This window comes from Actinosynnema mirum DSM 43827, assembly GCF_000023245.1.
Taxonomy (GTDB): domain Bacteria; phylum Actinomycetota; class Actinomycetes; order Mycobacteriales; family Pseudonocardiaceae; genus Actinosynnema; species Actinosynnema mirum.
Genome location: NC_013093.1, coordinates 5,173,375 through 5,200,003 on the forward strand (window position 1 = coordinate 5,173,375; position 26,629 = coordinate 5,200,003).

Genomic DNA, 26,629 nt, shown 5'->3' on the forward strand with positions numbered 1-26,629 from the left:
GGGCTCGTGCGCTCACCGCACGGGCCCCGCGCTCATCCCCTGGCGCTCACCCCTCCGCGCCGTTGATCCGCTCCGCCCGGATGAGCACGTCGAGCTGGGCCGGGTTGTAGAGGTCGCGCAGTGCGGCGATCACCGCGCTCGCGGCCAGCTCACGCCCGTCCGGGGTGTCGTCGCGCAACTCGCTCACGCCGGGGTGGTTCTCCTTGAGCTGCTTGAGCTGCGGGGCGAGCAGCTCGGCGACGCGCACGCGGGTGGCCTCGTCGGCGTCCTCCGGCAATGAGTCGAACCCCGTGGCGTCCGGTTCGCCGTAGTACTCCTCCAGCACCTCCCGGTAGCGGTCGATCGCCTCCGGGCTGAGCACCCGCCCCATGATCACGGCGAACGCCCGGTCGGACTCGCGGTACTTCGCCACCGCGACCGCCGGGGCGAGCCCCGGCGGAAGGTCGGCGGGCACCGAGTCCGCCAGGATGACCGCCAACTCCTCCCGAACCCCCTGCAGCCGCTCGATGGTGGCGGCCAACTCGGCGTCCAGGTCGCGCAGCGCCTGAGCGGGATGCTCCTCGCCGTCGGCCATCCCCGCGATCCGGTCGAGCGAGAACCCCAGCTCCGCCAACCGCTTGACCCGCAACAACCGCGCGAGGTGGCCAACCCCGTACTGCTTGTACCCGTTGGCCCGCCGCTCGGGCTCGGGCAGCAGCCCGACCTCGTGGTAGTGCCGCACCGTCCGCAGACTGGTGCCCGCCAACTCGGCGAGCTGCCGGGTGCTCCAGGCCACGCCACCCCTCCCCCTCACACTCGGCGCCCAAGCGGGAACCGTGCCGCTGCGTCACGGTCAAGCCTGCCGGAGTTCACCCGATCCTGCGAACTGATCGATTTCGTTCCGCACTGAAGTAATCGCGAGCGTAGCGAGTATTCCGGAATGCTCACGCGTTCTGGTGAGCGACTGGAGTTCCCCAGGAGCCGGGAGCTGCCGCCGCGGCACATCGGGGCGGCGCAAAGGGCGCTGGACGTCGCCGGGATCAGGGCCGCGCGGGAAAGGTCGATTCGGGCAGGAAAACCACAGCGGAACGTGGTGGATCAGTGCGAACTCGGTTGACAATCCCGATCAGCCCTTTCCCGGTCGGCGGTGGCAGCAGGCGGGGCGGTGGAGCGGGGGAATGAGTCGAATTGGCGCTTTCCGGCCGCTTCCCGCCATCTGCGGCAACGTCGGTGGCGGTGTCCGACCGGTGGGCGGGTGGGCCGAACGGGGCACCTGGCGAGACAGCGGTCCGCACCGGAGGACTTCGGGGTCCGAACCGTTGTGGACCTCAGGGCGGCGCGCGCGGACGTGGGGTGGGGTTGGCCTGTTCAGGCTAAGAATTGCTCAGGTAAGGGCGAGTACCGCAACTGCACCCGCGCCCACCAGGTGAAACACCGGCCACCCACCGTTAGGGAGGTCAACGAGGGCGCGCAGCGCCATCCTGCTAATGGACGCAGCCGAACGGCCGGGAATACCCCGAAAGTCCCACGCGCACCCCCCGGCATAGCACGTGGATGATTACGCGTCCACATCCCGGAGTTTCCGGGCGGTGAACCCGCCGGTCACCCTTTGCGCTGCTCAGGACCTCCTGTGAAGGAGCTCGCGGAAAACCGGACCGCCCCCTTCCGCACCAGTCCCCAATTGGGTAGAGGTGTTCGGGAACAGCTTTGCGATTCCCGACAGGACTCAACCGGTGAACGGGGACCTCAGCGTGCCGAACATCGTCCACCCGCTTTCCCGCGACGGGCGCCCAGCGCCGTCGCCGTCCGGAATCCAGGAGGGTTCCGAGCAGCCCTCACCGCTCGACCGGGCGATAGCCGACCGGTTCGGGGTGCCCGAGGCCGAGGTCGTGGTCGGGCCGGGAACGGGCGTGCTGCTGCGGCGGTTGCTCGACGGGCTCCTCGGTGACGGGGGTGAGGTCGTGCTCGTGGGCGACCGGGACGGCGACGACCCGACGCCGGACGGGATCGCGCGGCTGCTGGCGGCGCTGGCGCCGGACGGGCTGCTCGTGGTGGACGCGTCGCGGTGGACGGGAGAGGAACCGGGCGACCGGGACCGGAGCGGCGAGCACCCGACCGCCCGCGCGCTGGCGCTGCGGCGCCTGGACCCCCGCGTGGTGGTGGTCGGCCCGCTCACCCCCCGCGTGGAGTTCCTGGTGGGCGGCGCGGGCGTGGTCGCCCGGCTGCGCGCCGAGGTGCCCGCGGGGCGGATCGGGCCCGATGAGCGGGACGGCGCGCTGGCCGCCCTGGGGAACGGCGGGGAAGGGGTCTCGGCGGCGGTGGAGGGCAACGACGTGGTGATCGCGCTCGGCTCGGAGCAGACCGAGGACGACCACGGCGCGCCCCGGTCCGGAGCCGCGGTGCTCGACCGGCCCGAGGAGGCCCTCTCCCCCGCCGCCGTCGCGGTCGTGGCGCGGCTGCGCGAGGCGCTGCGCGCCCAGTGGCCCGAGACCGGCGACCCGGTGCTCGACATCTCCCGGTACGCGCTGCTGACCCCCGGCAAGATGCTGCGGCCCCTGCTGCTGGCGTCGGCGGCGGGCGCGGTCGGCGGCGACGTGGAGCGGGTGGTGCCCGCCGCGCTCGCCGTCGAGTACCTGCACGTGGGCTCGCTCGTGCACGACGACGTGATCGACGACGACGAGGTGCGGCGCGGCCAACCGTCGGTGCAGCACCGGTTCGGCGTGCCGGAGGCCATCGTGGTCGGCGACGCGCTGATCTTCAAGACGTTCAGCGCCGTCGCCGCCTGCGTCGAGCTGGGCGTCACCGCCGAGGCCGCGCTGGGCGCGGCGCGGGCGATCGCCGACGCGGGCGTGGACGTGTGCCGGGGCCAGGCCCTCGAAGGCGCGCTCGCGGCGGACCCCACGCACCCGCTGGGCGACTACGTCACGGTCATGGCCCTCAAGACCGGCGCGCTGTTCCGGGGCGCCTGCCGGGCGGGCGCGCTGCTGGGCGGCGGCGGGCCGGAGGCGGTGGAGGCGGTCACCTCGTACGCCGAGCACCTCGGGCTGGCGTTCCAGGTGCACGACGACCTGCTGCCGTACCTGTCCGACTCGGCCGTCACCGGCAAGTCCGAGCTGAGCGACCTGCGGAACCTGCGCCCCACCTACCCGGTGCTGCTGGCGCACGAGCGGGGAACGGCCGGGCAGCGCGCGCGGATCGCCCGCGTGCTCAGCGGCGAGCTGCCCGCCGAGGAGGCGTACCCGGCGCTGCGCGAGCTGCTGGTGGACACCGGCGCGCTCGCGGTGGCCACCGAGCACGCCGAGGCCGAGGTGGCGCTGGCCAAGTCGTGCCTGTCCGGGCTGCCGGGCAACGAGCACACCGCGACGCTGGCCGGGGTCGCGGACAAGTCCGTGGCGCGGAGGCGGTAGTGGCGGGCGGGATGGGCGCGGCCTGGGCGCACGTCCAGACCTGGCGGCCCTACACGCTGCCCTACCCCGGTGTGGTCGGCCTGGCCGGGATCTCCGTCGCGGGCGGTGATCCCGGCCCGTGGCACGTGCTGGCGGCGGTGGTCGTGCCGGTGCTGGTGTGGCTGGGCGGGCACTACCTCGGGGACTGGTTCGACCGCGAGCTGGACGCGATCGACAAGCCGCAGCGGCCGATCCCGTCCGGGCGGCTGGGCGCGCGGGCGGCGCTGGTGTCGGCGGCGGTGTGCGAGGTCGGGGCGGCCGGGCTGGCGCTGTCGGTGGGCTGGCGGGTGCTGGCGCTGCTGGTGGTCGGGGTCGTCGGGATCGCCGCGTACAGCCGGGTGTGCAAGGGGCGCGGGCTGTCCGGGAACCTGGTGCGCGGGGCGCTGACCTCGCTCGCGGTGCTGGCGGGCGCGTCCTGCGCGCCCGGCGGCGACGTGTGGGCCGCGGTGCCGTTCGCGGCGGTGTTCCTGCTGCACGACGCGTCCTCGAACCTGGTGGGCGCGGTGCGGGACGTGGCCGGGGACGCGGCGGGCGGCTACCGGTCGGTGCCGGTGCTGCGCGGGGTCGCGTACAGCGCGCGGCTCGCGGCCGGGCTGTACGCGGGGGCCTACGCGATCGCGTTCGCCGCGCTGCTGGAGGCGCTGCCCGACCGGGCCGCGTACCTGGCGCTGCTGGTGGTGGCGCTGGCGGTCGGCACGTGGGTGTTCGGCGGGCTCCTGGCGCAGGGCGGTGGGATCACCCGCGAGTCGGCGCTGCGGGCGCACGCGCTGCTGGTCGGCGAGCGGCTGGTGCTGGCCTGCGCGGTGGTGGCGGCCGGGACCGGGGTGACGGTGGCGGCGGCGGTGCTGGTCCCGGTGCTGCTGTTCAGCCTGCTCACCCAGAACGCGATGCGGGTGCGGCACGAGATCCCGCCCGCCGGGCTGCGGAACGCGACCGCCTCGTGAGCCGGACCTGCTGTGGGGCAAGGGGGACCGGCTCGGCCCGGTCCCCGAGGAACCGGGCGCGACCGCGCGCCCGCCGGGTGGAGCGGGGTGGCGCGTGAGCGGGGACGTGGACGTGGTGGTCGTCGGGGCCGGGGTCGCGGGGCTCGCGGCGGCGCACGCGCTGGGGCGCGGCGGGGCGCGGGTGCTGCTGCTGGACAAGCAGCGCGAGGTCCGGCCCATCGCCAAGGGCGAGCTGCTGCAGCCCGGCGCGATCACCGTCCTGCGGGGCTGGGGCGTGGTGGACGCGCTGGTCGCCGACGGGGCGCTGCGGGTGCCCGCGCTCGTCGCGCGCGACCGGGAGGGCGCGGCGCTGCTGACCATGGACTACCGGACGCTGCTGGACGCGGAGCGGCCGTGGCTGCTGGTGCACGACTACCACGTGATCCTCGGCGCGCTGGCCCGCACGCTGCCCGCGACGGTGGAGGTTCGGCGGGGCGCGGTGGTGCGGGAGCTGGTGCGGGACAGCGGGGGCAGGGCGCGTGGCGTGCGGCTGGACAGCGGCGACGTCAGCGCGTCGCTCGTGGTCGCGGCGGACGGGTTGTCCTCGCGGCTGCGCAAGGACGCGGGCATCGAGCTGGCGCGCACCGAGTACCCGCACAAGCTGGCCGCGTTCGACCTGGCCGACCAGCCGGTGGGCGAGGACGTGTCCACCTACGCCACCCCGCGCGGGCTGGCCATGAGCTACTCCCTGCCGGGCGATCGGGCCCGGTTGTACGTGCAGGTCGCGGCGGACGAGCTGCGCGGCGTGGACCGGGAGAAGGCGCAGGACTGGGTGGACGAGTTCGTCCGGCAGGTGCCCGCGTTCGCCGGGAAGCGCGCCGACGTGCTGCGGGCGTGGAACGGCAAGCAGGTGCTGCCGGTGGGCCGCTCGCTCACGGAGTCGTTGTCCGGCAAGGGGATCGTGCTGCTCGGCGAGAGCGCGCACGCGGTGCACCCGGCGGCGGGGCAGGGCATGAACAGCTCGATCGTCAACGCGGCCAGGCTCGCCGACCGGGTGGCCGCGCTGGAGGGCGACCTGGCGCCGGGCAGGCTCGACCCGGTGCTCGCGGCGTGGAGCGACGAGCGCAGGCGCGCGCTGCTGCACGTGGCCACGACCAGCCACAGCGCCACCCGGATGATCACCGACCTGTCGCCGTTCGGGCGGGCGCTCGGGCGGCGGGCGCTGCGCAAGACCGGCGGCAACCGGCGGCTGACCTACACGATCATGCACAACATGTCCGGGCTCGGGCAGCACCCGCTGCGCCCGCTGGACCGGCTGCACCAGCTCGGCGTGCTGCCCGACCCGAGGGGCGGGCAGCTGCCGGGCTGGGCGCGCCGGTGACGCGGGCGCTAGCGGCGGCACTCCACCACGAGCAGGCCGCCGTCCCAGCCGCGCGGCGTCGCGGAGGCGAACCCGGCGCGCTCGGCGAGGACCGTGAAGTCCGCGACCGAGCGCTCCCGGCCGCCCAGCAGCGCCAGGGACTGGAGGTCGAAGGAGGAGTTGTTCTTGGCGTGCTCCGCGCCCGCCAGCACCTCCACCACGAGCACGCGGCCGTCGCCGACCACCTCGGCGGCGCGGGCGAGGATGCGCTGGGCGTCCTCGTCCGGCCAGTCGGTGAGCACGCGGGAGATCACGTAGGTGTCGTAGCCCGCGGGCAGCGGGTCGAAGAAGCTGCCGGGCACGAACTCCGCCCGGTCGGCCAGGCCCGCCGCGCGCAGCGCCGAGGTGGCCTCCGGTTCCACGGCGGGCAGGTCCAGCACCCCGCCGGTCAGGTGCGGGTTGCCGCGCAGCACGTCGCTCAGCAGCGCGCCGATGCCGCCGCCCACGTCGAGCACGCGGGTGTCGGCGGACCAGTCGACGTCGGCCGCCAGCACCGGGCCGGTCTGCCAGGCGTGCACGGCCATGACCTGGCCGAAGAACACCCGCAGCGCCTCGTCCGCGCTGTAGTCCTCCCAGAAGGGCACGCCGTGGACGGTGGCGTAGGCGGAGCGGCCGGTGCGCACCGAGTGCGCCATGCCCGCGTAGGCCAGGTCCATCTTCGCGCCGGGGCCCTCGATGTCCAGCCAGGCGCGGGCGGCGGCGTGGTCGTCGCGCAGCAGGACGCGGGAGACGTCGGTGAGCGCGTAGCGGCCGGGCTCGGGCTCGGCGAGGAAGCCGATGGAGGTCAGGTGCGCCAGCAGCCTGCGCAGCGCGTCGGGGTCGGCCCCGGCGGCGGTGGCCAGGTCGGGCAGCGCGGTGGCGCCCTTGTCGACCAGCTCGGGCAGGCGCAGGGTCACCGCCGCGCGCACCGCGAACGGCGTCGCGAGGTCGATCATCCTGGCCAGCTCGTCCTGTGCGGTCATCCCGGCTTGGTCCTCTCGTCGATCCCGGAAAGTCGGGAGTAAATGCGGACCACTCGATCCTGGCAGCGATCGGAGAACAAGGTCAAGAGCGTTGTCGAAATGTTCGGATAATTGCCCGCGAGCGCGGTAGTCAGGTATTCGCGCGAGATTTTCCACGATTCACGATAATGAGGAGCGGCATGACTTTCCAGGTTCGCCCGGTGTCCGGTTCGATCGGTGCGGAGGTGTACGGCGTCGACCTGAGCACCGTCGACGACGAGCAGTTCAAGGAGATCCACGACCTGCTGGTCCGCCACCTGGTGCTGTTCTTCCCGGAGGCGGGCGGCCTGACCCCGGAGGCGCACCAGGCGTTCGGCTCCCGGTTCGGGGAGTTGGAGGTGCACCCGTTCCTGCCGAAGCTGGAGGGGCACGAGCACATCGTCGTGCTCGATTCCGACAAGGGCGCGAAGGCCGACGTGTGGCACACCGACGTGTCCTACGTGAAGCACCCGCCGATCACGTCGGTCCTGCAGATCACGCTCACCCCCGAGGCGGGCGGGGACACGATGTGGAGCAACCAGTACCTGGCGTACGAGGCGCTGTCCGAGCCGATGCGGGAGCTGCTGGAGGGCACGACCGCCTCGCACGTGTTCGCGCACCCGCAGGGCACGTTCCGCAGCGAGGTCGAGCACCCGGTGGTGCGGGTGCACCCGGTGAGCGGGCGCAAGAGCCTGTACGTGAACCGGATGTTCACCAAGCGCATCCTGCAGCTGAGCCGGGGCGAGAGCGCGGCGCTGCTGGAGCACCTGTTCGAGGTGTCGGAGAGCCCGCAGCGCACCTGCCGGTACCGCTGGGCGCCGGGCGCGGTGGCGATGTGGGACAACCGGGCCACCCAGCACTACGCGGTCAACGACTACACCGGGCGGCGGGTCGGGCAGCGGGTGACGGTCATGGGCGACGACCCGCGCGGCGCAGAGCCGCGCTGGCCGCACTTCCAGGAGGGCGCGATGGCGGCGACGGTGGTGAAGGACTGACAACGTCCGGTAGCGCGGACAAGCCGAACGGGCCGGGGGATCACGTCCCCCGGCCCGTTCGGCGTTCGTCGGCCCCTCGGGTCGGCCCGCGGAGGTCAGTCCGCGCGCGGGCCCAGCAGCACCGGGAACACCCTCGGGCTGTGCACGTGCACGCTGCGCCGGAACGTCAGCGTCGCCGGGTCGGCCGTGGCGCGCAGGTCCGGGAAGCGGCGGAACAGCGCGGCCAGCCCGACCTCGGCCTCCAGCCGCACCAGCGCCGCGCCGAGGCAGCGGTGGATGCCGTGCCCGAACGCCACGTGCTTGGAGGTGTTGCGGTCCGGGTCGAACACGTCCGCGTCGGGGAACGCGCGCGGGTCGCGGTCGGCCGCCGCCGTGGACAGCATCACCGACTCGCCGCGCGCGATCGGCACTCCCCCGATCTCCAGGTCCTCGGTGGCGAAGCGCAGCGAGGCGTTCATGGCGGGCGAGAGCCAGCGCAGCAGCTCCTCCACCATGGCGGGCGCGGCCTTCGGGTCGGTCAGCCGGTGCACGTGCGTGGGGTCGTCGAGCATCGCGCGCACGCTGTTGGTCAGGAACACCGCGGTGGTCTCGTGCCCGGCCATGAGCAGCAGCATGGCCATCGCGGTGATCTCCAGGTCGGTCAGCCGGTCGCCCTCGTCCGAGGCGGTGATCAGCGCCGACAGCAGGGCGTCGTCCGGGTCGGCCCGCTTGGCCGCGACCAGGCCGTCCAGGTAGGTGGCCATCTGCGCGGACGCCTCGGCCAGCTCCGGCTCGGGGCACTCGTCGATCAGCACCGTGGACAGCCGGGCGAACTCGTCGCGCTCCAGCTCGGGGACGCCCAGCAGCTCGCAGATCACGATCATCGGCAGGATGATCGCGTAGCGGCCCACCAGGTCGACCGGCTCGTCCTCGGGCAGCCCGTCCAGCAGCTCCTCGGCCAGCTGCTCGACCCTGGGGCGCAGCGCGGCGATCCGCCTGGCCGTGAACGCCTGGGTGACCAGGGCGCGCAGCCGGGTGTGCTCCGGCGGGTCGAGCGAGGTGAGCATGTGCGACATGGGCGCGGGCAGTCCGGGCGGGGCGTCGGCGCGCTCGGCCTCGGGCAGCGTGGAGCGCCAGTCCTTGGCCAGCCGCTCGTCCACCAGGCCGGCGCGCACGTCCGCGTAGCGGGTGACCAGCCAGGTGGGGCCCGACTCGAAGTGGGCGACGCGCACGGGCTCGTTCTCCCGCGCCCGCGCGAGCGTCGAGTGCGGGTCGAGCCAGTAGTCGTCGGTGAACGAATCCTGGTGCGTGCTCGTCATCGGTTCTCCTGGGACTGGTGCGGGAACGACCGGGGTCAGGGCTTGGCGACCGCGTCCCGGTAGCGGCCCAGCGCGCGCAGCGCCATGCCCTGGGCGAACGCGGGGTTGGTGTAGCGGCTGACGTGCCGCACGTACTCGTGGACGATCTCCGAGGGCCACCCGCCGCCGTCCGCGCGGTGGGCGAGCAGCCAGTCGACGCCGGTGCGCAGACCGGCCGCGTCCGCGCCGGAGGCGAGCAGCGCCGACACCGCCCAGCCGGTCTCCTCGACCGTGCCGGGCGCGCCCGCGCCGTCGCCCCAGGAGCCGTCGTCGAGCCGGGCGCGCTCCAACCAGGCCACGGCCTTGCGGGCGACCGGGTCGTCGGCGCGGCCGACCCTGGAGAAGGTCTCCAGGACGGCGGCGGTGCCCATGGTGTGCTGGCGGTACCAGACCGACTCGAACGAGCCGTCCGGCAGCTGGGCCTTCCCCAGCCAGGTCAGGGCGCGGCGCACCCTGGGGTCGGTGGCGGGCACGCCCGCGTCGAGCAGCGCGTCGACGGCCTGCACGGTGGTCATGGGGCACGGGCCGCTGTTGGCGACCTTGGTGTTCTTCACGCACAGGCCCCAGGAGCCGCGGGTGTCCTGCACGCGGGTGAGCCAGTCGACGCCGCGCTCGACCGAGTGCGCCTGCTCGTCGCCGGGGAGCCTGCACAGCACGGACAGGATCTCGCCGGTCTCCAGCGTGGACGGCCAGCCCTCGGTGCCCGCCCAGCCCCAGTAGCCGGGCGGGCAGCCGAACGCCAGGAACGGGCGGTGCTGCTGCAGGCGCGTGAACAGGTCCCTGGAGGCGACGAGCCGGGGGTCGTCGGCGTAGCCGACCTCGGTGAGGCCGCGCACCGCGTACATCGTCCAGGCGGCGTCGAGCGGGCCGGTCTGCCACCAGCCGTCGGGGTCCATGGTGCGGCGGAACCAGCCGACGGCGGCGGCGACCATGTCGGGGGCGAGGTCGGCGCGGGCGAGGCCGGTGCAGACCAGGCCGGTGACCCAGGCGTTCTCGCACCACGCGCCGGTGGAGCCCTCGTGCTCGTAGACCTGGCGGATGGCGGTGAGCGCGTTCGGCGTGCCGAGGCGGGCGAACAGGCGCTGCAGCGGGTTGAGCGGCTTGTGCTTGGCCTGGGCCAGGCCGAGCGCGGAGGCCATGGGGACGCGCAGGTCGAAGAGCCTGCGGTAGAGGCCGGGCAGCAGCGCCAGCTCCAGGGGGAAGCGGCGCATGTCCTCGGGGGCGAGCCAGCCGACGAAGCCGTAGTACTGGCGGCACCAGGAGACGACCTCGGGGTGCGGGATGGCCTCCAGGCCGCCGTGGTCGCCCATCCAGCGCTGCCCGGACTCGACGTGGGCGGCGCTGCCGACCGGGTCGACCAGGTGCAGCACGGCGGAGGAGACGGCGGTGGGGCCCGCCTCGCTGGGCAGGCCGGGGACCATGGCCCAGCCGCCGTCCTCGTTCTGGGTGCGGCGCAACCAGCCCGCGCCCGCCTCGATCAGGTCGGCGCTGCCCTCGGGGTCGGCGTAGTGCAGGGCGGACAGGGCGCCGACGGTGCCGAGGGTGGAGGTGAGGTTGTCCTCGCTGTAGTCGAACACGCCGTCCGGGCGCTGGGCGCGGAACAGGGCCTCGGCGCCCTCGGAGATGGCGCGGTCTAGGACGTCCGTGAACGGGTCCGGGTCGACGTGGACCGAGGTCATGCTGGCTCCTCTCGCCCGGCCTCGGGGCCGGAGCTCGTGGGCGGTGGGCGCTTCGGCGGGTGGCGGGGCGGGAGGTTCCCCGGAGGGTGGGGCTCAGCGGGTGGGACGCAGCAGGCGGGGCGCAGCAGGCGGGGTGCAGTGGGCGGGTGCAGTGGGCGGGCGCGGCGGACCCGACGCCGCGGGCGGGGCGCGGCGGGCAGGGGTCGGAGGCCGGTCCGCGCGCGGACCGGCCTCGGCCTGCGGTCGCTACCCGTTGGCGGTGAAGGACTTCGCCGCGGCCAGCACCGCGTCGTTGGCCTCGCGCAGCCCGGTGCTCACCCGCACGCCGCTGCCGCCCGCCAGCACCCGCACGGCGATCCCGTGCTCGGCCAGGTGGTCGCGGAACGCCTCGTTGCGCTCGCCGAGCCGCACCCACACGAAGTTCCCGCCGCTGGGCGGCACGTCCAGGCCCAGCTCGACCAGGCCGTCGCGGACCCGGTCCCGCTCGACGGCGACGGCGGCGCAGTTGCGGCGCGCCTGCTCCTCGACGTCGAGCGCGGCCGACGCGGCGGCCTGGGCGACGGTGGGCACGCGGAAGAACAGGGTGGTCATGCGCAGCGGCGCGACGATCTTCTCCGCGCCGACCAGGTAGCCCACGCGCAGGCCGAGCAGGCCGTGCGCCTTGGAGAAGGTGCGCACCACCGCGACCCGGTCGTCGATCCGCGCCAGGTCGAGCGCGTCGGCGACCACGTCGGGGTCGGCGAACTCGCGGTAGGCCTCGTCCACCAGCAGCAGCACGTGCGGCGGCAGGGCGTCGAGCAGGCCACGCAACTGGGCGGCGTCCAGCACCTCGCCGGTGGGGTTGTTCGGGTTGCACAGCAGGACGACCTTGGTGTCGTCGGTGACGGCGGCGGCCACGGCGGCGAGGTCCATCCGGTCGTCCGGGCCGGGCACGGCGACGGCGGTGGCCCGCGAGTTGCCGATCAGCAGCGGGTACATCTCGAACGAGGGCCAGGTGTGCACGACCTCGGAGCCCGCGCCCGCGTGGGTCATCAGGAACTGCTGGAGCAGCGCCGCCGAGCCCACCCCGGCCACCACGCGCTCCGCGCCGACGCCCAGGCGCCCGGCGATCTTCGCCTCCAGGCCCGCCGACAGCGGGTCCAGGGTGAGGTTGACCCGGTCCACCAACCCGGCCACCGCCTCGGGCACCCCCGGCAGCGGCGGCGAGTGGTTCTCGTTCAGGGAGAGCTGATGGACGATCCGGGCCACGGGACCAGCCTTTCGCGGTGGCTGCGACGCATTCGATTTGATTGTCCGCCGAATAAATCGAGCAAAACGCTAACGATCAAGACCGGATGCCGTCAAGACCTGCGTCCGGACAACCCGAACCGGGCAGCTTTTACCCGACCGCAACCTCCGGGAAATTAACTGCACCGCTCCTTACCCTAACGCTCGCACCCACCGCCCGGTCAACAGGTTCGGAAACCCGATGCCACGTCGACCGAGCGGACGACCACCGGGTTTTGCCTTGTGCCGCAACGCGGTTGGACCGGCGGACGGAAAGCCGGTGGTCCGTGCGGAGCAACCTCGAAAGGGCACCGAAGTACCTCCGAACGGAGTCCGCGTCTCGTTTGGCGGAACTTTCCGGCCGGTTCCCCGCGCTTTTCACCTGGCAGCGGCCCCGACGCACCCCCACAATCCCCGGCGAGGCGAAAGACGAACAGGTGACAGCGCTCCCGCGCGGTCGTACGGTGTCGACCCGTCAACCCCGGATCGGCGCAAATGAAACGCCGAGGCCGGACCCCACCGCGACTTGGCGCCCACCGGCGCGCGCGAACGGAGACCAGTGATGAGCGTCGACGTGCCCACCTCCGGCAAGGCAGGGACAACGCGGTTCGGCCGGGTCGCCGCCGCGCTGCTGGCCTCGCAGTTCGGGGTCTACGTAGCGATCATCACGCCGCTGCAGCTGCTGCTGACCCTGCGGCTGGTCGGGATCACCGGCAGCAGCGGGGCGGCGACCAACGCGTTCGGCGTGGCCACCGGCCTGGCCGCGATCGTGGTGCTGGTGGTGACCCCGGTCGCCGGGCGGATCAGCGACCTGGCGGCGTTCGCGCTGGGCCGCCGCCGCACCTGGATCCTGTTCGGCGCGCTCACCGGCGCGACCGCCCTGGTGGTGCTGGGGCAGGCGGACGCGGTGTGGCAGGTCGTGCTGCTGTGGTGCCTGGCGAAGGCGCTGTTCAGCTTCCAGCAGGCGTCCACGACCGCGGTGCTCGCCGACCAGGTGCCCGCCGAGCGGCGCGGCCTGGCGTCCGGGCTGCTCGGGCTGGTGATCCCGTTCGCGCCGATGCTGGGCCTGATCGTGGTGAACCAGCTCCCGCCGGGGTCGGCGCTGCAGTGGCAGGTGGTCGCGGCGATCGCGGCGGCGGGCGGCGTGGTGGCGGTGCTGCTGATCCGCGAGGGCAGGCCGGAACGGCGGCCGATCGCGCCGGGCGGGCTGGGCGAGCTGCTGAAGTCGTTCTGGCTGGACCCGCGCCGCTACCCGGCGTTCGGGTGGGCCTGGCTGGTGCGGTTCCTGATCACCGCGACGTACGCGGCGGGCAGCTACGTGTCGCTGTACCTGATCCAGCGCTTCGGGGTGGGGCAGGCCGAGGTCGGCGGGCTGGTGCTGATCTGGTCGGTGGTGAACGTGCCCGCGGCGATCATCGGCAGCCTGGGCTGCGGCTACCTGTCGGACGTGCTGCGGCGGCAGAAGCCGTTCGTGATCGCGTCGGCGGCGATCGGCGTGGTGTCCATGGCGCTGCTGGCGTTCGCGCCCTCGCTCACCGTGGTGTTCGTGGCGGCGGGCGTGCTCGGGCTGGGCATGGGCATGTTCCTGGCGGTGGACATGGCGATGTGCGTGCGGGTGCTGCCGGACGGGGCGAACGCGGGCAAGGACCTGGGGATCGTGAACATCGCGAACATGCTGCCGCAGTCGCTGGTGCCGCTGGTCGCGCCGCTGCTGCTGGCGCTGGGCGGGTACACGGCGTTCTTCGGGTTCCTGGCGCTGCTGGGGATCGCGGGCGCGCTCGCGGTGCGGCGGGTGCCGGAGGTCGGGCAGGAGGGCGGCGCGCCGGGCGTGGCCCCGCTGCGCCGGGCGTGAGGCGGGCGCGCGGGCGTTCCGGAACGCCCGCGCGCCGGTCCGGGCCGCTGGTCCGGGCCGCCGACCCGGTCCACCGCCGGGCGGCAGGCGGCCGAACGGGGTGAGCGGCGCGGCTCCCGGCGGGCGGGAGGGCGTGATCCCTATGCTTGGCCGCATGATCTTCTACACTGGCGCGGAGAGCAGCGCTCTGCGTGAAGCCGTCTTCGGTGTGATGCTGCTGGTCTCGCACGCCGACCCCGGTCCGGTGATCCAGGAGCGGTACGCGGGGTTGCAGGCGCTCAAGAACCTCTCCCCCGACCTGCGGAACGCCCTGCACTCCAGCAGGGTCGACCTGTCCGGGATTCCCGAGGCCGAGCTGGAGGAGCGGGTCGTGGAGGCGTTGCGGCAGTCCGCTCGCATCCTGGCCACCAAGTCCCCGGCCGACGCCGCCACGTTCCCCGACGCCGTCGAGGCGATCTGCCACCAGGTCGCCGAGGCCGACGGTCAGGTCGGGGAGGCCGAGCAGGCGGTCATCGGCAGGATTCGCGCCGCGCTGGCCGGGTGATCGCGGGCAGGCGCCGAAGACCGGGGAGCACCTGCCGGCAGGTGGTGCTCCCCCATCGCGCGCCCGGCCCGTTCGGCCCGGCCCGGCCCGTTCAGGCTCGACCAGTTCAGCCCGGCCAATTCGGCTCAGCCGCGTGGCGCGACCGCGCGGTGGTCCTGGAACGCCGCCACCAGCAGCAGGAACGCCGCGACCGCGAGCAGCAGGCCCCACAGCGCCGTCCGGTCCGGCGCGGGCAGGTCGCCGCCGGGCACGAACACCCGCGCCGCGTCGCGCGCCGCCCAGCAGCCCGCCAGCAGCAGCGGCCCCACCAGCACCGGCAGCGCGCCCGTCCCGGCCAGCACCGGCGTCACCCCGGCCACCGCCGTCACCGCCGCCGCGACCGCGAGCGCCAGCAGCAGCCACGGCGGCAGCACCTGGTCGCCCTGCGAGGTCGGGCTGCCCGGCAGCGGCCCGGACAGCAGCACGCTCACCGCCAGCACCGCGCTCAGCGCCACCGCCGTCAGCGCGGACCAGCGGGTGCACGCCACCACGACGCCCGCCACCAGCGCCAGGAGCGCGGGCTGCCAGGGGTTCTCGACCTGCCCGAGCGCCGAGTCGATCGGGTTGGCCAGCGCGGCCAGCAGCACCGCGCACGCGGCGGTCCGCAGCAGCGCGCCCCTGGTCACGGCCAGCGCGGCGCCCGCCGCCAGCAGCGCGACGAGGACCCCCGCCGCCGTGGACGCATGTGGCGCGAACCCGCCATCGGGCGCGTCGGTCCCCAGGTTCACCAGGTGCTCGGTCCCGGCCAGCGCCGACGGGAGCAGCGCGGCCAGCAGGCCCACGCGGCGCGCCCGGTCGGTGAGCGGTTCGGGGAGCGGGGACCGCGCGCCCGCGACCGCGAGCGCACCCCCGAGCAGGGCGACCAGCAGCAGCGCCAGGTCCACCACCGCGCTGCGGGGCGTGGGCAGCGCCGACAGCGTCAGCGCGCCGACCACCGCACCCACCAGCGCGGGCGCGACCCGTCCCAGCCCGGACGCGGCGGCCAGCGCGCCCACGACCACCAGCGCCCCGCCGCCCGCGCTGAGCCCGAGCACGACGGCGGACGGCGAGCCGTCCGGCCAGAACGCCCACAGCAGCAGCGGGACCTTCCACATCACGCCCATGAGCAGCAGCCACGGCCAGTGCCGCGCGAACACCACGGCCGCGCCGGTGGCGACCAGGAGCAGCCCGAGCACGAGCGGACCGGGCCAGGCCAGGGACAGGTCCACCCGGCCGACGCCGAGCAGGCCCTGCTCACCGGGTCCGGTGACCGGCAGGGCGGACAGCGCGAGCGCGGCGGTCAGCCACGGCGGGAACGGGGAACGGGGTTGTGCTTCCACGCCGCGGACTCTAGGCGCTGCAACGACTCCGGAGAGCTAAGGGGCGGAAGCTGAGAGCTACGGGACGGAAGCGCGGCGCGCCTCCACAGTGGACCGTGGCGCAAGGGGGCAGAACGCGGGAGGTCGGGGAGCGGGGGGTTCAGGACGCGGCGTGCAGGTCGGCGATCTCCGCGTCGGTCAGCGCCCGCGCGAACACCGACACCTCGTCCACGTCCCCCACCACGGAGTCCGCGTCGGTGTACCCGAGCGTGAACGGCTTCGGCGTGGTCACCGGGGTGCCCACCGTCGCGGTGGAGCCCGCGGGCTGCCCGTCCAGGTACAGCCGCAGTCCGGCCCCGTCCCAGGTCATCGCCACCTCGTGCCAGGCGGTGTCCGACGGCATCGGCTTGACCACGGTGTACCGGCCGCTCCCGGTGTCCAGCAGCGCGCGCATGGCCGTCGTGGCGTCGTTCCAGGACAGCAGGTAGTTGATCTGCCCGGTCCCGCCGCCGTACTTGGCGACGAGGCGGCCGTGCGGGGTCGGGGGGAACGCCGTGGAGCGGGTCCAGACGATCACCGTGAACGGCCCGGTGAAGCTCAGCGCCGCGCCGCTGCCCGCCGCGCAGTGGGCCGACGCGGTGGGCAGGGTGGTGGCGGTGTCCGAGTCGGGCGGGCGCGCGCCCGGCGCGCCGCCGGTGGCCCCGACGCAGGTCAGGGGGTTCGCGCCGCGCTCGTCGGCGCGGGCGTTCCCGGATTTCTCGCCGAGCCGCCAGTAGCTGACGGGGTTCGCGGCGAGCACCTTCTGCGGGTAGAAGCGGGAGACCGTCTCGACGGTCGCGGGCACGGCGGTGGTCGCGGAGAACTCCGCCTCGGTGCGGCCCACGACCCCGCCGGTGGTGACCGCGAGCGCGGGGACCAGCAGCACGGCGGCAGCGGCGGCGCGCGGTCGGCGGCGGGAGAGCAGCAGCACGAGCAGCCCCGCGCCGCCGAGCACGGCCAGCGGGACGGCGGCGGACGGGTGCCGGTGCAGGAACAGCGCGGGCGCGCCGAGCCCCGGCACCAGCCCGCGCACCCGACCCAGCACGTCCTCGGGCGCGACGGACGCCGCGTCCGGGGTGGGGTTGGCGTCGCCCCTGGTGCGGTAGCGGCCGTCGTCGTCGCGGCCGACGACCCGGTGCGTCACCGACGGCGCGTCGGACCGGGAGTAGACGACGACGTCCCCGACCAGCGGTTCGCGGTCGGGGGTAGGGTCGAGCAGCACCACGTCGCCGGGCCGCACGAGCGGTTCCATCGACCCGGAGGTGACCACCACCGGCCGCCAGCCCCACAGCACCGGGGCGAACGCGCACAGCGCGAGGGTGAGCGCGACGGCGCCGGTGAACGCCAGGGCGCACCGCGCCACCAGGCGCCACCAGGGCTTCACCCCCTGGCCTCCCAGGTGAACGTCGCCGCCGCGGACTTGTTCTGCGCCTCGGCGACGGACTTGACGGTGATGGTGAACCGGAAGGCCACCGTCGCCCCGTTCGAGGCGGTGGACCAGGCCCCGACGCCGCTGGCGTAGTCGGTGGCGGTGGCGCCGAACTCCTCGAGCGTGCCGCGGAAGACCCCGCCCGCCCTGGCGGAGAAGGTGGCGCAGCCGGGCGCGGGCGTCGTGAAGCTGTCGGCGCCCCGGTCGACCACGAGGTCGAGGTACGGGGCGAGCGCGCCCGTCGCGGAGCCGTAGAGCTTGATGGTGGCGCTGGAGGCGATCGTGCCGTCGTAGCGGACGGTGATGCACCTGGTGACCGCCTGGCCGCCGGTGAGCCTGCCGTCCGAGGCGCTGCTGTACAGGGCGGAGCCGGAGCTGTTCTCGGCCAGCGCGATGGAGCCGGTCTCCCACGAGTTCGAGCTGTTGCTCACCGTGCCGGAGAACGCGGCCTCGGAGGTGCGCAGGACCATGGTCAGGCACAGCACGACGCCGACGAGCGCGGCCCCGACCGTCCAGGCGGTCGCGGAGACCGCGGGCGCGGGCGGGCGCGGCGCGCGGTGCTTCGGCATGACCGTGCAATCGGACGGCGGGCGCCGGACCTGAGAAACTCCCGATAGCGCGAAACCGCAGCTCACAGCCCCGCAGAACCCCCGGCGAACGGCGTGGACGGCACCGGTTCGAGGGTTCTGACGCATCGCACCCGTTCCGCAACCGAGGTGGACCCGGAAGCCCACTCGACGGGCTCGAACCTTGTCCCATCAGCAAGTCGGGACGAACGGATCGGGGACACGACATGAGCGCCAAGACCACCACCCAGCGGATCGCAGGCCTCGCCCTCCTGGCGGGCATGACGATCACCGGCCTGCTCGCCGCCACCGGCGCCGCGAACGCCGCGCCCCGGACCACCAACCCGGCCACCTCCTCGGTCGTCGCGAAGGCCGCCCAGAACGCCCCCGCGTACGCCGCCGAGGTGCTGAGGCTGACGAACCAGGAGCGCGCGAAGGCCGGGTGCGGCGCGCTGGTCGCCAACACCAAGCTCGCCGCCGCCGCCAAGGGCCACAACGACGAGATGGCCGCGCAGAACTACTTCAGCCACACCGGCGCCGACGGCAGCGCCCCGGCGCAGCGCGTGGACGCGGCGGGCTACTACTGGCGGGCCACCGCGGAGAACATCGCCATGGGCCAGTCGACCCCGGCGGCCGTGGTCCGGGCGTGGATGAACTCCGCCGGCCACAAGGCCAACATCCTGAACTGCGCGTACAAGGACCTGGGTGTCGCCTACACCGTCAACTCGCGCGGCAAGGCCTACTGGACCGAGAACTTCGGCAGCCTGTGACCCGCACCGCGCGGCTCCCCTCCCCCGCAGCACGGCCCCAGTCCCCCGCAGCAGCACGCGTGACACCCCGGCACCGCCAGGACCGCACCGCTCCCGTGACCGCTCCGGGAGAGCCCGCTCAGTACCTCCGGGCGTAGGTGGTCGGCGGCTCGCCGAAGACCTCGGTGAAGTCCCTGGTCAGGTGCCCCTGGTCCGCGTAGCCCAGCTCGGCCGCCAGCTCCGCCCAGGCGATCCGGCCCCCGGCCGCCAGCCGATCGGTGGCCTCGCGCAGCCGGTGGCGGCGCACCACCCACTTCGGCCCGACGCCCACGTGCTCCGCGAACAGCCGCTGCAGGCTCCGCACCCCCACGCCGAGCTCGCGCGCCACCGCGTCCACGCGGGTCAGCCCCGGTGACGACTCGATCAGCTCCACCGCCCGCACCGCCTCCAGCGCCCCCCGGTCCGGCTCAACGGCCCTGGCCCGCAGCAGCTCCTCCACCTCGGCGGTCGACGCGGGCGCGGGCAGCGGCCCGAGCACCTCCTCCGCGGGCAGCACGCGCCCGGTGATCGTCGACACGGACGCCCCGAGGAACCCCCGGAACGCGCCCGGCCGGAACGCCACCCCGCGCACCTCGCCCCGCCCGCTGAGCACCTTCGTCGAGTGGCCGCGCGCGACGCCCGAGATCAGCGCGCCCCCGGAGCCGAACGTCAGGTGCACGTTCGGCAGCGGCACGATCAGCTGGTGGTACGGCGTGGCGTAGTCCCAGGTCACGTGCCAGTGGCGGGCCACGAACGGGGCCAGGTCCGGCGCCGGGTCCGGGTAGTCGTGCCGCTGGTGCCGCCGCCAGGCGCCCGCGAGCCCGCGCTCGTCGATCGTCATCCCGCCGACCCTGGACAACCGCGTGTCGCGTTCGTCCAAGACTCCGCGGCACCGCCGCGCCTAGGGTTCCCGGACATGTCCACCGCACAGCACCTGGCCGCCACGAACGCCGCGTTCGCCAAGGTCGTCGCGGGCATCCGCCCCGACCAGCTCGACTCCCCCACCCCCTGCGCCGAGTTCGACGTCCGGGCCCTCGGCGCGCACGTCCTGCGGTACGGCCCCGCGCTGGAGGGCGCGGCGTCCAAGGGCGCGAGCACCCCCGCCCAGCCCGGCGACGGCCCGTGGGCCGACGAGGTGCGGGCGCAGGTCGAGCGCTGCACGAGCGCGTGGGCGTCCCCCGAGGCGTGGGAGGGCGTGACCACGATGGGCGGCCCGGACCCGCTGCCCGCGCCGCTGATCGGCAACATGGTGCTGTGCGAGTACGTCGTGCACGCCTGGGACCTGGCCCGCGCCACCGGCCAGGAGGTCGAGCTGGACCCCGACCTGGTCGCCGCCGTGCACGCCGAGCTGGTCCGCACCGCGCCGATGGGCCGCGAGAGGGGCGCGTTCGGCCCCGAGGCGCCCGTGCCGCACGACGCCCCGGTGCTGGACCGCCTGCTGGGCCTGGCCGGTCGCGACCCGCGCTGGACCGCCTGACCCCCGGAACGCGCTCAACGCCCGAGCAGCAGGCGGGTCGTGGCGAGGGCGTCGTCCAGCGGGGCGAGGGTGCGGTGCAGCTTGGCCAGCACGCTCGCCCCCAGCCACAGCGAGTACAGCGACTGCGCGGTGGCGCGGGCCGGGCCCGCCGAGGTGAGCGAGCCCTCCGCGCTGCCCGCCGCGACGGCCCGCTCCAGGCGGTCGACCACGGCGGTGGTGCCGTCCTTGAGCGCGAGCCGCATCGGCTCGGACAGGTCGGCGACCTCCGCGCCGAGCTTGACCGACAGGCACCGGCCCTGGCAGTCGTCCAGCGCCTGGGTCTCCCGCCAGCCCGCCCAGTAGGCGTCGAGCCGGGACGCCCAGTCGCCGTCGCCCGCGAGGAGGCGGTCGAGATCGGCCAGGTACTCCTCGAAGTACCGCCGCACGACCGCCTCGCCGAAGGCGTCCTTCGACGCGAAGTAGTGGTAGAAGGACCCCTTCGGCACGCCGACACTGGTCAGCACCTCGTTGATGCCGACCGCCGCGTAGCCCTTCTTCGCGAAGATCCGCTGCGCGGCCTCCAGCAGCGCGGTGCGCGTGCCCTGGTCGCCCCTCTTGCTCGCCATGGGCCGAGCCTATCCGGCGACCCGGCCGCTCGGTCCCACCTGCGGGTTCACCCGTTGCGCGCGGGCAGCAGGTCGAGCAGGGCGTCGGCGGCGGGCGCGGAGGAGGCCGGGTTCTGGCCGGTCACCAGCAGGCCCTCGCGCACGACGTAGGGCGCCCAGTCGGGGCCCTTGGAGTAGTCGCCGCCGCCCGCCTTGAGCACGTCCTCGACCAGGAACGGCACGACCTCGGTCAGGCCGACGCCGTCCTCCTCGGTGTTGGTGAACCCGGTGACGCGCTTGCCCTTGACCAGCGGCTGCCCGTCGGCGTCGACGGCGTGGCGCAGGACGCCGGGGGCGTGGCAGACCAGCGCGAGGGGCTTGCCCGCGCGGTGGGTTTCCTGGATGACGCGCAGCGAGTCGGCGTCCTCGGCGAGGTCCCAGAGGGGGCCGTGGCCGCCGGGGTAGAAGACGGCGTCGTAGTCGGCGGGGTCGACGGAGCCCAGCTCGACGGTGCTCGCGAGCGCGGCGGTGGCCTCGGCGTCGGCCTCGAACCGGCGGGTGTCGTCGGTCTGGCTGTCGGGCTCGTTGCTCTTGGGGTCGAGCGGCGGCTGACCGCCCTTGGGCGAGGCGAGGGTGAGCCGGGCGCCCGCGTCCTTGAACCGGTAGTAGGGCGCGGCGAGCTCCTCCAGCCAGAAGCCGGTGGGCTTGCCGGTGTCGCCGAGCCGGTCGTGGGAGGTGAGCACGATGAGGATGTTCACGGGTCCGCCTTGTCCTGGGCTTGCCCTCGCGGGCCGGTCTCCCCCGAGACTAGACGACCGGTCTAATTGCGTCCACCCGACGACTCCCCCACCGGGTGACCCCCAGGAGTGAGGCGGAAACGCGGGCGGCGCCGGATCAGTCGATCCGGCGCCACTCCCTCGGCCCCCACCAGCGCGCGAACAGCGGCTGGGAGAGGTAGAACACGTCGTCGCCGCGGCGGAACGCGCGGAACTGGCCGAGCCTGAGGTCGACCTCCACCTCCAGCTCGGCGGCGCAGTAGGCCATCAGCAGCCACTCCAGGTCGAGCCGGTCCCCGTCACCGGAGTCGACCTCCAGCACGCCCGACCCGTCGAGGGTGAACTGGACGCGCCGCTCGCCCTTGACCCGCAGGGAGAGCACGTGGCCCTCGGCGAGGTCGACCAGCACGACGGGATCGTCACCGGTTCGCTCGCGGCGCACCGACAGCCGGTCGGCGCACCCCGACTCGACGGCCCGCTCGACCACGGCCTCCACCCAAACCTCCAGGTCGGACATGGGCCGCAGCCTAACCCGCCGCACCGGGCACGCAGCGTCAGACCTGGTTCTCGCCGCCGTCCACGTACAGGTTCGAGCCCATGACGAAGCTGCTCCCCGGCGAGGCCAGGAACACCACGGCCGCCGCGACCTCCTCGGGACGCCCCATCCGGCCCGCCAGGATCGAGCCGCCGAGGCTCGCGTGGGCGGCTGCGATGTTGTCGGAGCCGACGAGCAGTTCGAGGCCGGGCGTGCCGACCGGGCCGGGCGAGATCGCGTTGACCCGCACGCCCCGGTCCTTCAGCTCGGTCGCCCAGGTGCGGGCGAACGAGCGGACGGCGGCCTTGGAGGCGGCGTAGAGGCCGAACGAGTGCGCGCCGTTGTCGGCGGCGGTGGAGGCGTTGAGGATGACCGAGGCGCCGTCGTTGAGCAGCGGCAGGGACTTCTGCACGGTGCGCAGGACGCCGAGGACGTTGACGTCGAAGATCGCGGCGTAGTCCGCCTCGGTGATCTTCTCCAGGGGGACGTGCGCGGCGTTGGCGGCGTTGGCGAAGACCACGTCGAGCCCGTGGCCGCGCGCCTGGACGGCGGCGTAGAGCCGGTCGAGGTCGGCGGGGTCGGTGACGTCGCCGCGCACGGCGGTGGCCGAGCCCTCCCCGATCTCGGCGACGGCGGCGGCCAGCTCGGCCTCGCGACGCCCGGTGATGAACACGTGCGCGCCCTCACGGGCGAGCCGGACCGCGCTGGCGAGCCCGATCCCGGTGCCCCCGCCGGTGACGACGGCGGTCTTGCCTTCGAGCTGTCCCACTCCGAACCTCCTCAAGTTCCGTACCGATCGGTACTGAACTTGACGCTAGCACTTGGGTACCGATCGGTACAAAACAGGTAGGCTGTGCGGCGTGGACACCGGGCGCAGGACGGGACGACCGAGGGGCTTCGACGCGGACGAGGCCCTGGACCGGGCCGTCCGGGTGTTCTGGGCCAAGGGCTACGAGGGCGCCTCGCTCACCGACCTGACCACGGCCATGGGCATCAACCGGACCAGCATGTACGCGGCGTTCGGCAACAAGGACGAGCTGTTCCGCAAGGCGCTCGACCGGTACACCGGGACGCAGGCCGGGTACGTGCGGCGGGCGCTGGAGGAGTCGACCTCGGAAGCCGTGGCCAGGGCGTTCCTGGAGGGCTCGGTGCGCGCCTCCACGACGCCCGGCGAGCCGACGGGGTGCCTCGGCGTGCAGGGGGCGCTGGCGGTGGGCGACGACGCGCGGCAGGCGTGCGAGGTGCTGGCGGCGTGGCGCGACGAGGGCTGCGAGTGGCTGCGGAGGCGGTTCGAGCGGGCGGCGGCCGAGGGCGACCTGCCCGCCGGGAGCGACCCGGCGCTGCTCGCGCGGTACCTGATGACGGTGGCGAACGGGATCGCCGTGCAGGCGTCGGGCGGGGCGGACCGGGAGACCCTGGAACTGGTGGCGGGCGCGGCGCTGCGCAACTGGCCGCCCGCCTGATCGTCGCAGGTCACCGGCTCGTCACGGGTTCGGGCTTGAGCCTCCACCCGCTGGAACCCGCAGGATTCCCGGCATGGACGACGAGCTGACCATCGGCGAGCTGGCCGCGCGGACCGGACTCCCGGTGCGCACGCTGCGCTTCTGGTCCGACGAGGGCGTGCTGCCCCCGACTTCCCGCTCCACCGGCAACTACCGCCTCTACGACTCGGCCTCGGTGGCGCGCGTCGACCTGGTCCGCGCCCTGCGCGAGCTGGGGCTGGGACTGGACGAGGTGGGCCGGGTGCTGGACGGGCGGGTGGGCGTGGCCGAGGTGGCGCGGGCGCACGTGGTCGCGATCGACGCGCGGATCAGGGCGCTGAAGGTCAGCCGGGCGGTCCTGTCGGTAGTGGCGGAACGCGGGGCGAGCACCGAGGAGACGGCGTTGATGAACCGGTTGGCCAGGCTCTCCACCGAGGAGCGGGCACGGGTCGTGGAGGAGTTCAAGGAGGAGGTGTTCGGGCCGCTGCCGCTGACGCCCGAGCAGCGCGAGCGGATGCGGGGGCTGCGGATCGACCTGCCGGACGACCCGACCGCCGACCAGGTCGACGCGTGGGTGGAGCTGGCGGAACTGGTGGGCGACAGCGGGTTCCGCGAGCGGATGCGGGAGGCGCTGGCGCTCAGCACCCCGACCCCGGACCGGCCGAGGCCGCCGGGGGCGTCGATCTGGTGGGCGCGGTACGTGGTCGGCGAGGTCGGGCGCGCGGTGGGGCGCGGGGTGCCGCCGGAGGGGGCGGAGGCGGTGGGGTTGCTGGGCGAGTGGTTCCCCGGCGAGGACCTGGCGGCGGTGCTGCGCTCGTGCGAGGCCGGGGTGGCGGCGCGGCTGGAGCGGTACCGGGTGCTGGTGTCGCGGGTGCGCGGGGTGCGCGGGTGGCCGGAGGCGACCGGGGAGCTGGGGTGGTTGGGGCGGGCGCTGCGGTTCGCGGTGGAGGGCGAAGGGGCACGCTGACCGGTGGCGGGCGGTGGCGCGGGCGGGGATCGCCTGCCTCGTGGCGCCCGAGGCGGCAACGCCCGCCGCCCGTCGCCGCCTGGATGATTGATTCCAAGGGTTAGTGGTCGTAGGCAGTCGGTGATCGTTTGACTGGTTGGTCGGTGTGGTCGTTGTGCCAGATGACGGCGGTCAGGGCCGGGCGCGGCAACCGGACCCCGGCCTCGGCCAGGTCGTGTTCGAAGTCGCGGCCGTAGTACTGCCGGTCGGCGATCAGGACCTGGCCGGGACGCCCGGCCGCCAACGCGGGGTCGCCGTCGAGGATGTCGAGCAGGGTGGTGCGTTCGTCGGCCTTGGCGCCGGTCAACGCGAAGGCGACCGGCAGGCCGCACGGGGTGCGGACCAGGCGCAGGCGCAGGCCCCGGAAGAAACGGGAGTGGCTGGCGCAGTAGCCGTACTCGGCCCATCCGGCCAGGTCCGAGCGTTGCGCGGTCTCCCGGGAGCGTCCGCACTCGACCGAGGCGGAGTCGACCACCCACACGTCGTCGGTCCACAGCCTCGTGTCGACGGCCAACAGCCGAATCACCGACTTGACCAGGTCGGCGGGCCTCGCCGGTGAACCCGAGCAGGGCCTGCACCACCGCCAGTGCGACCAGCTCCGCGTCGGTCGATCTCGGTGCGATGCCGACCTTCGGACGCCCACGGCGCGAGGCGCGGCGCGGCCTTCAACAGGTCATCGGTCCTGACGTAGAGTGCGGTCACGAGGGTGTCAATGTCGGTCGTCACAACCCGTACATCGACACCCTCGCCCCACATCTCCAGGTGCCTACCCCTTGGAATCAATCATCTAGTCGTCGCCCCTGAGCGCTCGCGCCGTCAGGCTCAGGTGCCTGACCAGCAGGGCGGCCGCCGTGTCCGCGTCGCGCGCCAGGGCGGCCTCCTCCAGCGCCCGGTGCTCGCCGGCGTGGTCCCGCTCCGGGGCGCGGGTCCCGGCCCAGCGGCGGGCCAGTTCGCTGGCCGACCACATCCGGTCGAAGGCGTCCAGCAGCACCGGGTTGCCGCAGCCGTCCAGGAGCGCGCGGTGGAACAGCCGGTGCGCCTCGGCCCACTCGGCGCCGTAGTGCTCGCCGTCGCCGGGGGTGAACGCCGGGGTGCGGCTGAGCCGGTGGTGGGCGGCGCGGACGCGGGCCTCCCAGTCGAGGTCGCCGCGTTCGACCGCCAGGCGCAGCACGACGGGTTCGACGGTGGCGCGCGCCTCCGCGATCTGCTGCCAGCGGCGGTCGGTGAAGGCGGGCACGGCGAAGCCCCGGTTCGGCAGCCGGTCCGCCAGGCCCTCGCCGACCACGCGCACCAGCGCCTCCCGCACGACGGCGAGGCTCACCCCGTGCTCCTTGGCCAGGTCCTGCGGCTTGAGCGGGGCGCCGGGCGCGTGGTCGCCGCGCATGATCGCGTCCCGCAGCCGCTCGAAGACCTGCTCGGAGAGCATCCGCTTGCCGTCCGTGGCGGCTGTCCTGGTCATGCCGCTCAGCGTAGACGATCGGATAGATAATCGATTATCCGTGCTATGGTCGATTCATCACCCCGGCCGGGAACCCCCGCCGCCCCCTTCCGAGAGGACCCGAACCCCGATGAACGACCCGTTCGCCCGCCTGCCCGAGGCAGCCTCCTTCACCGTCACCAGCGACAGCGCCACCGACGGCGCGCCGTTCGCCCCCGCGCAGCTCTCGTCGTCCCTCGGCGGCGCGGACCGCTCGCCGCAGCTGTCCTGGAGCGGCGCGCCCGAGGGCACGCGCGGCTACGCCGTGACGGTGTACGACCCGGACGCCCCGACCGGGTCCGGCTTCTGGCACTGGGCGGTCGCCGACCTGCCCGCCTCCACCACCTCGCTGCCCGAGGGCGCGGGGGACGACACCGGCTCCGGGCTGCCGGGAAGCGCTTTCCAACTGCCCAACGACGCCCGCCTCCCCCGCTACATCGGCGCCGCGCCGCCCGCCGGGCACGGGCCGCACCGGTACGTCGTGGTGGTGCACGCGCTCGACGTCGAGTCGATCGGCGTCCCCGCCGACGCGACCCCGGCGCTGCTCGGGTTCACCATGGCCGGTCACGTCCTGGGGCGCGCGGTGCTGACCGCGACCGCCGAGACCGCGGCCTGACCGGCGCCGCGCCGGGACGGGCCACGGCCCGCCCCGGCGGCCTCGGCGCGCGGAAACCCTCGCCGCGCAACGGCAGGACGGTCCACAGCGGACTCCC

At 74.4% G+C, this 26,629-nt stretch carries 25 protein-coding genes and 1 pseudogene; 11 read left to right on the forward strand and 15 right to left on the reverse strand.

Annotated elements, in window-relative coordinates; genetic code table 11:
- Positions 1 to 46: 46 nt before the first annotated feature.
- A complete protein-coding gene (locus AMIR_RS21795; protein WP_015803114.1) occupies positions 47 to 775 on the reverse strand; it encodes a MerR family transcriptional regulator in 729 nt (242 codons plus the stop codon).
- Positions 776 to 1,712: 937 nt separating this feature from the next.
- Here AMIR_RS21795 and AMIR_RS38345 point away from each other — a divergent pair.
- From AMIR_RS38345 to AMIR_RS21810, 3 genes are all read left to right on the forward strand, one after another.
- Positions 1,713 to 3,386: a polyprenyl synthetase family protein gene (locus AMIR_RS38345; RefSeq protein WP_015803115.1), complete on the forward strand. Its 1,674-nt coding sequence runs from the start codon at positions 1,713 to 1,715 to the stop codon at positions 3,384 to 3,386.
- Entirely contained in the window at positions 3,386 to 4,369 is a 984-nt protein-coding gene (locus tag AMIR_RS21805) for a UbiA family prenyltransferase (protein WP_015803116.1), read from the forward strand. The genes AMIR_RS38345 and AMIR_RS21805 overlap by 1 nt, the downstream gene beginning before the upstream one ends.
- Before the next feature lie 94 nt (positions 4,370 to 4,463).
- A complete protein-coding gene (locus AMIR_RS21810) occupies positions 4,464 to 5,729 on the forward strand; it encodes an FAD-dependent oxidoreductase (RefSeq protein WP_187313434.1) in 1,266 nt (421 codons plus the stop codon).
- Between the two features lie 8 nt (positions 5,730 to 5,737).
- On the opposite strand, the gene AMIR_RS21815 is transcribed toward AMIR_RS21810, so the two are convergent.
- Positions 5,738 to 6,730: a methyltransferase gene (locus AMIR_RS21815; protein WP_015803118.1), complete on the reverse strand. Its 993-nt coding sequence runs from the start codon at positions 6,728 to 6,730 to the stop codon at positions 5,738 to 5,740.
- A 179-nt stretch (positions 6,731 to 6,909) separates the two neighbouring features.
- Here AMIR_RS21815 and AMIR_RS21820 point away from each other — a divergent pair, with 179 nt between their 5' ends.
- Positions 6,910 to 7,743 carry a TauD/TfdA dioxygenase family protein gene (locus AMIR_RS21820; RefSeq protein WP_205590297.1) on the forward strand — a complete coding sequence of 278 codons (834 nt, stop codon included), beginning with the start codon at positions 6,910 to 6,912 and terminating at the stop codon, positions 7,741 to 7,743.
- A 95-nt stretch (positions 7,744 to 7,838) separates the two neighbouring features.
- Here AMIR_RS21820 and AMIR_RS21825 read toward each other — a convergent pair whose 3' ends face one another.
- The 3 genes from AMIR_RS21825 to AMIR_RS21835 form a co-directional block, all read right to left on the reverse strand.
- Entirely contained in the window at positions 7,839 to 9,041 is a 1,203-nt protein-coding gene (locus AMIR_RS21825) for a cytochrome P450 family protein (protein WP_015803120.1), read from the reverse strand.
- A gap of 35 nt (positions 9,042 to 9,076) precedes the next feature.
- Positions 9,077 to 10,759, reverse strand: coding sequence for a prenyltransferase/squalene oxidase repeat-containing protein (locus tag AMIR_RS21830; protein WP_015803121.1), 1,683 nt, complete (start codon positions 10,757 to 10,759; stop codon positions 9,077 to 9,079).
- A gap of 246 nt (positions 10,760 to 11,005) precedes the next feature.
- Complete coding sequence (locus AMIR_RS21835; RefSeq protein WP_015803122.1) at positions 11,006 to 12,007, reverse strand: aminotransferase class I/II-fold pyridoxal phosphate-dependent enzyme; 1,002 nt, start codon at positions 12,005 to 12,007, stop codon at positions 11,006 to 11,008.
- A gap of 580 nt (positions 12,008 to 12,587) precedes the next feature.
- On the opposite strand from AMIR_RS21835, the gene AMIR_RS21840 reads away from it, so the two are divergent.
- Together AMIR_RS21840 and AMIR_RS21845 are read left to right on the forward strand one after the other, a co-directional pair.
- Positions 12,588 to 13,877, forward strand: a complete 1,290-nt coding sequence (locus AMIR_RS21840) for an MFS transporter (RefSeq protein ID WP_015803123.1) — start codon at positions 12,588 to 12,590, stop codon at positions 13,875 to 13,877.
- 154 nt (positions 13,878 to 14,031) lie between these two features.
- Positions 14,032 to 14,421 carry a hypothetical protein gene (locus AMIR_RS21845; RefSeq protein WP_041836927.1) on the forward strand — a complete coding sequence of 130 codons (390 nt, stop codon included), beginning with the start codon at positions 14,032 to 14,034 and terminating at the stop codon, positions 14,419 to 14,421.
- A 125-nt stretch (positions 14,422 to 14,546) separates the two neighbouring features.
- Here the strand turns inward: AMIR_RS21845 and AMIR_RS21850 are convergent, their stop codons facing one another.
- From AMIR_RS21850 to AMIR_RS40490, 3 genes are all read right to left on the reverse strand, one after another.
- Positions 14,547 to 15,779, reverse strand: a complete 1,233-nt coding sequence (locus tag AMIR_RS21850) for a hypothetical protein (RefSeq protein ID WP_015803125.1) — start codon at positions 15,777 to 15,779, stop codon at positions 14,547 to 14,549.
- A gap of 139 nt (positions 15,780 to 15,918) precedes the next feature.
- The gene (locus AMIR_RS40485; RefSeq protein WP_015803126.1) at positions 15,919 to 17,181 is read right to left on the reverse strand and encodes a signal peptidase I; all 1,263 of its coding nucleotides are present in this window, start codon (positions 17,179 to 17,181) and stop codon (positions 15,919 to 15,921) included.
- Positions 17,178 to 17,795 (reverse strand): hypothetical protein, encoded by a 618-nt coding sequence (locus AMIR_RS40490; RefSeq protein ID WP_015803127.1) that lies wholly within the window; start codon positions 17,793 to 17,795, stop codon positions 17,178 to 17,180. Before AMIR_RS40490 ends, AMIR_RS40485 begins: the two co-directional genes overlap by 4 nt.
- Positions 17,796 to 18,019: 224 nt before the next feature.
- Between AMIR_RS40490 and AMIR_RS21865 the strand changes: the two genes are divergently transcribed.
- The gene (locus AMIR_RS21865) at positions 18,020 to 18,562 is read left to right on the forward strand and encodes a CAP domain-containing protein (protein ID WP_015803128.1); all 543 of its coding nucleotides are present in this window, start codon (positions 18,020 to 18,022) and stop codon (positions 18,560 to 18,562) included.
- 118 nt (positions 18,563 to 18,680) lie between these two features.
- Here the strand turns inward: AMIR_RS21865 and AMIR_RS21870 are convergent, their stop codons facing one another.
- Positions 18,681 to 19,460 (reverse strand): helix-turn-helix domain-containing protein, encoded by a 780-nt coding sequence (locus AMIR_RS21870; RefSeq protein ID WP_245554533.1) that lies wholly within the window; start codon positions 19,458 to 19,460, stop codon positions 18,681 to 18,683.
- A 36-nt stretch (positions 19,461 to 19,496) separates the two neighbouring features.
- On the opposite strand from AMIR_RS21870, the gene AMIR_RS21875 reads away from it, so the two are divergent.
- Complete coding sequence (locus AMIR_RS21875) at positions 19,497 to 20,057, forward strand: TIGR03086 family metal-binding protein (RefSeq protein ID WP_015803130.1); 561 nt, start codon at positions 19,497 to 19,499, stop codon at positions 20,055 to 20,057.
- Positions 20,058 to 20,071: 14 nt separating this feature from the next.
- Here the strand turns inward: AMIR_RS21875 and AMIR_RS21880 are convergent, their stop codons facing one another.
- The 4 genes from AMIR_RS21880 to AMIR_RS21895 all read right to left on the reverse strand — a co-directional run bounded on the left by AMIR_RS21880 (position 20,072) and on the right by AMIR_RS21895 (position 22,721).
- Complete coding sequence (locus AMIR_RS21880; protein ID WP_015803131.1) at positions 20,072 to 20,662, reverse strand: TetR/AcrR family transcriptional regulator; 591 nt, start codon at positions 20,660 to 20,662, stop codon at positions 20,072 to 20,074.
- Between the two features lie 47 nt (positions 20,663 to 20,709).
- Positions 20,710 to 21,399: a type 1 glutamine amidotransferase domain-containing protein gene (locus AMIR_RS21885; RefSeq protein WP_015803132.1), complete on the reverse strand. Its 690-nt coding sequence runs from the start codon at positions 21,397 to 21,399 to the stop codon at positions 20,710 to 20,712.
- A 136-nt stretch (positions 21,400 to 21,535) separates the two neighbouring features.
- Positions 21,536 to 21,934: a hypothetical protein gene (locus AMIR_RS21890; RefSeq protein WP_015803133.1), complete on the reverse strand. Its 399-nt coding sequence runs from the start codon at positions 21,932 to 21,934 to the stop codon at positions 21,536 to 21,538.
- A gap of 37 nt (positions 21,935 to 21,971) precedes the next feature.
- Entirely contained in the window at positions 21,972 to 22,721 is a 750-nt protein-coding gene (locus AMIR_RS21895; RefSeq protein ID WP_015803134.1) for an SDR family oxidoreductase, read from the reverse strand.
- A gap of 91 nt (positions 22,722 to 22,812) precedes the next feature.
- Between AMIR_RS21895 and AMIR_RS21900 the strand changes: the two genes are divergently transcribed.
- On the forward strand, positions 22,813 to 23,415 hold the full coding sequence (locus AMIR_RS21900) for a TetR/AcrR family transcriptional regulator (protein ID WP_015803135.1): 603 nt from the start codon (positions 22,813 to 22,815) through the stop codon (positions 23,413 to 23,415).
- A gap of 73 nt (positions 23,416 to 23,488) precedes the next feature.
- Positions 23,489 to 24,400 carry a helix-turn-helix domain-containing protein gene (locus tag AMIR_RS21905; RefSeq protein WP_015803136.1) on the forward strand — a complete coding sequence of 304 codons (912 nt, stop codon included), beginning with the start codon at positions 23,489 to 23,491 and terminating at the stop codon, positions 24,398 to 24,400.
- Between the two features lie 100 nt (positions 24,401 to 24,500).
- Here AMIR_RS21905 and AMIR_RS21910 read toward each other — a convergent pair.
- Positions 24,501 to 25,165: pseudogene (locus tag AMIR_RS21910) on the reverse strand (transposase).
- 61 nt (positions 25,166 to 25,226) lie between these two features.
- Positions 25,227 to 25,898, reverse strand: coding sequence for a GntR family transcriptional regulator (locus tag AMIR_RS21915; protein WP_015803137.1), 672 nt, complete (start codon positions 25,896 to 25,898; stop codon positions 25,227 to 25,229).
- A 109-nt stretch (positions 25,899 to 26,007) separates the two neighbouring features.
- On the opposite strand from AMIR_RS21915, the gene AMIR_RS21920 reads away from it, so the two are divergent.
- Positions 26,008 to 26,532: a YbhB/YbcL family Raf kinase inhibitor-like protein gene (locus AMIR_RS21920; RefSeq protein ID WP_015803138.1), complete on the forward strand. Its 525-nt coding sequence runs from the start codon at positions 26,008 to 26,010 to the stop codon at positions 26,530 to 26,532.
- The last annotated feature ends 97 nt before the right edge of the window (positions 26,533 to 26,629 follow it).

Excerpts from the sequence above, each read along its gene's own strand:
- AMIR_RS21830 (WP_015803121.1), bottom strand. The coding sequence starts at position 10,759 with ATGACCTCGGTCCACGTCGACCCGGACCCGTTCACGGACGTCCTAGAC.
- AMIR_RS21825 (WP_015803120.1), bottom strand. The coding sequence starts at position 9,041 with ATGACGAGCACGCACCAGGATTCGTTCACCGACGACTACTGGCTCGAC.
- AMIR_RS21840 (WP_015803123.1), top strand. The coding sequence starts at position 12,588 with ATGAGCGTCGACGTGCCCACCTCCGGCAAGGCAGGGACAACGCGGTTC.
- AMIR_RS21845 (WP_041836927.1), top strand. The coding sequence starts at position 14,032 with ATGATCTTCTACACTGGCGCGGAGAGCAGCGCTCTGCGTGAAGCCGTC.
- AMIR_RS40490 (WP_015803127.1), bottom strand. The coding sequence starts at position 17,795 with ATGCCGAAGCACCGCGCGCCGCGCCCGCCCGCGCCCGCGGTCTCCGCG.
- AMIR_RS21820 (WP_205590297.1), top strand. The coding sequence starts at position 6,910 with ATGACTTTCCAGGTTCGCCCGGTGTCCGGTTCGATCGGTGCGGAGGTG.
- AMIR_RS21815 (WP_015803118.1), bottom strand. The coding sequence starts at position 6,730 with ATGACCGCACAGGACGAGCTGGCCAGGATGATCGACCTCGCGACGCCG.
- AMIR_RS21865 (WP_015803128.1), top strand. The coding sequence starts at position 18,020 with ATGAGCGCCAAGACCACCACCCAGCGGATCGCAGGCCTCGCCCTCCTG.
- AMIR_RS21915 (WP_015803137.1), bottom strand. The coding sequence starts at position 25,898 with ATGACCAGGACAGCCGCCACGGACGGCAAGCGGATGCTCTCCGAGCAG.
- AMIR_RS21905 (WP_015803136.1), top strand. The coding sequence starts at position 23,489 with ATGGACGACGAGCTGACCATCGGCGAGCTGGCCGCGCGGACCGGACTC.
- AMIR_RS21920 (WP_015803138.1), top strand. The coding sequence starts at position 26,008 with ATGAACGACCCGTTCGCCCGCCTGCCCGAGGCAGCCTCCTTCACCGTC.
- AMIR_RS21890 (WP_015803133.1), bottom strand. The coding sequence starts at position 21,934 with ATGTCCGACCTGGAGGTTTGGGTGGAGGCCGTGGTCGAGCGGGCCGTC.
- AMIR_RS21880 (WP_015803131.1), bottom strand. The coding sequence starts at position 20,662 with ATGGCGAGCAAGAGGGGCGACCAGGGCACGCGCACCGCGCTGCTGGAG.
- AMIR_RS21875 (WP_015803130.1), top strand. The coding sequence starts at position 19,497 with ATGTCCACCGCACAGCACCTGGCCGCCACGAACGCCGCGTTCGCCAAG.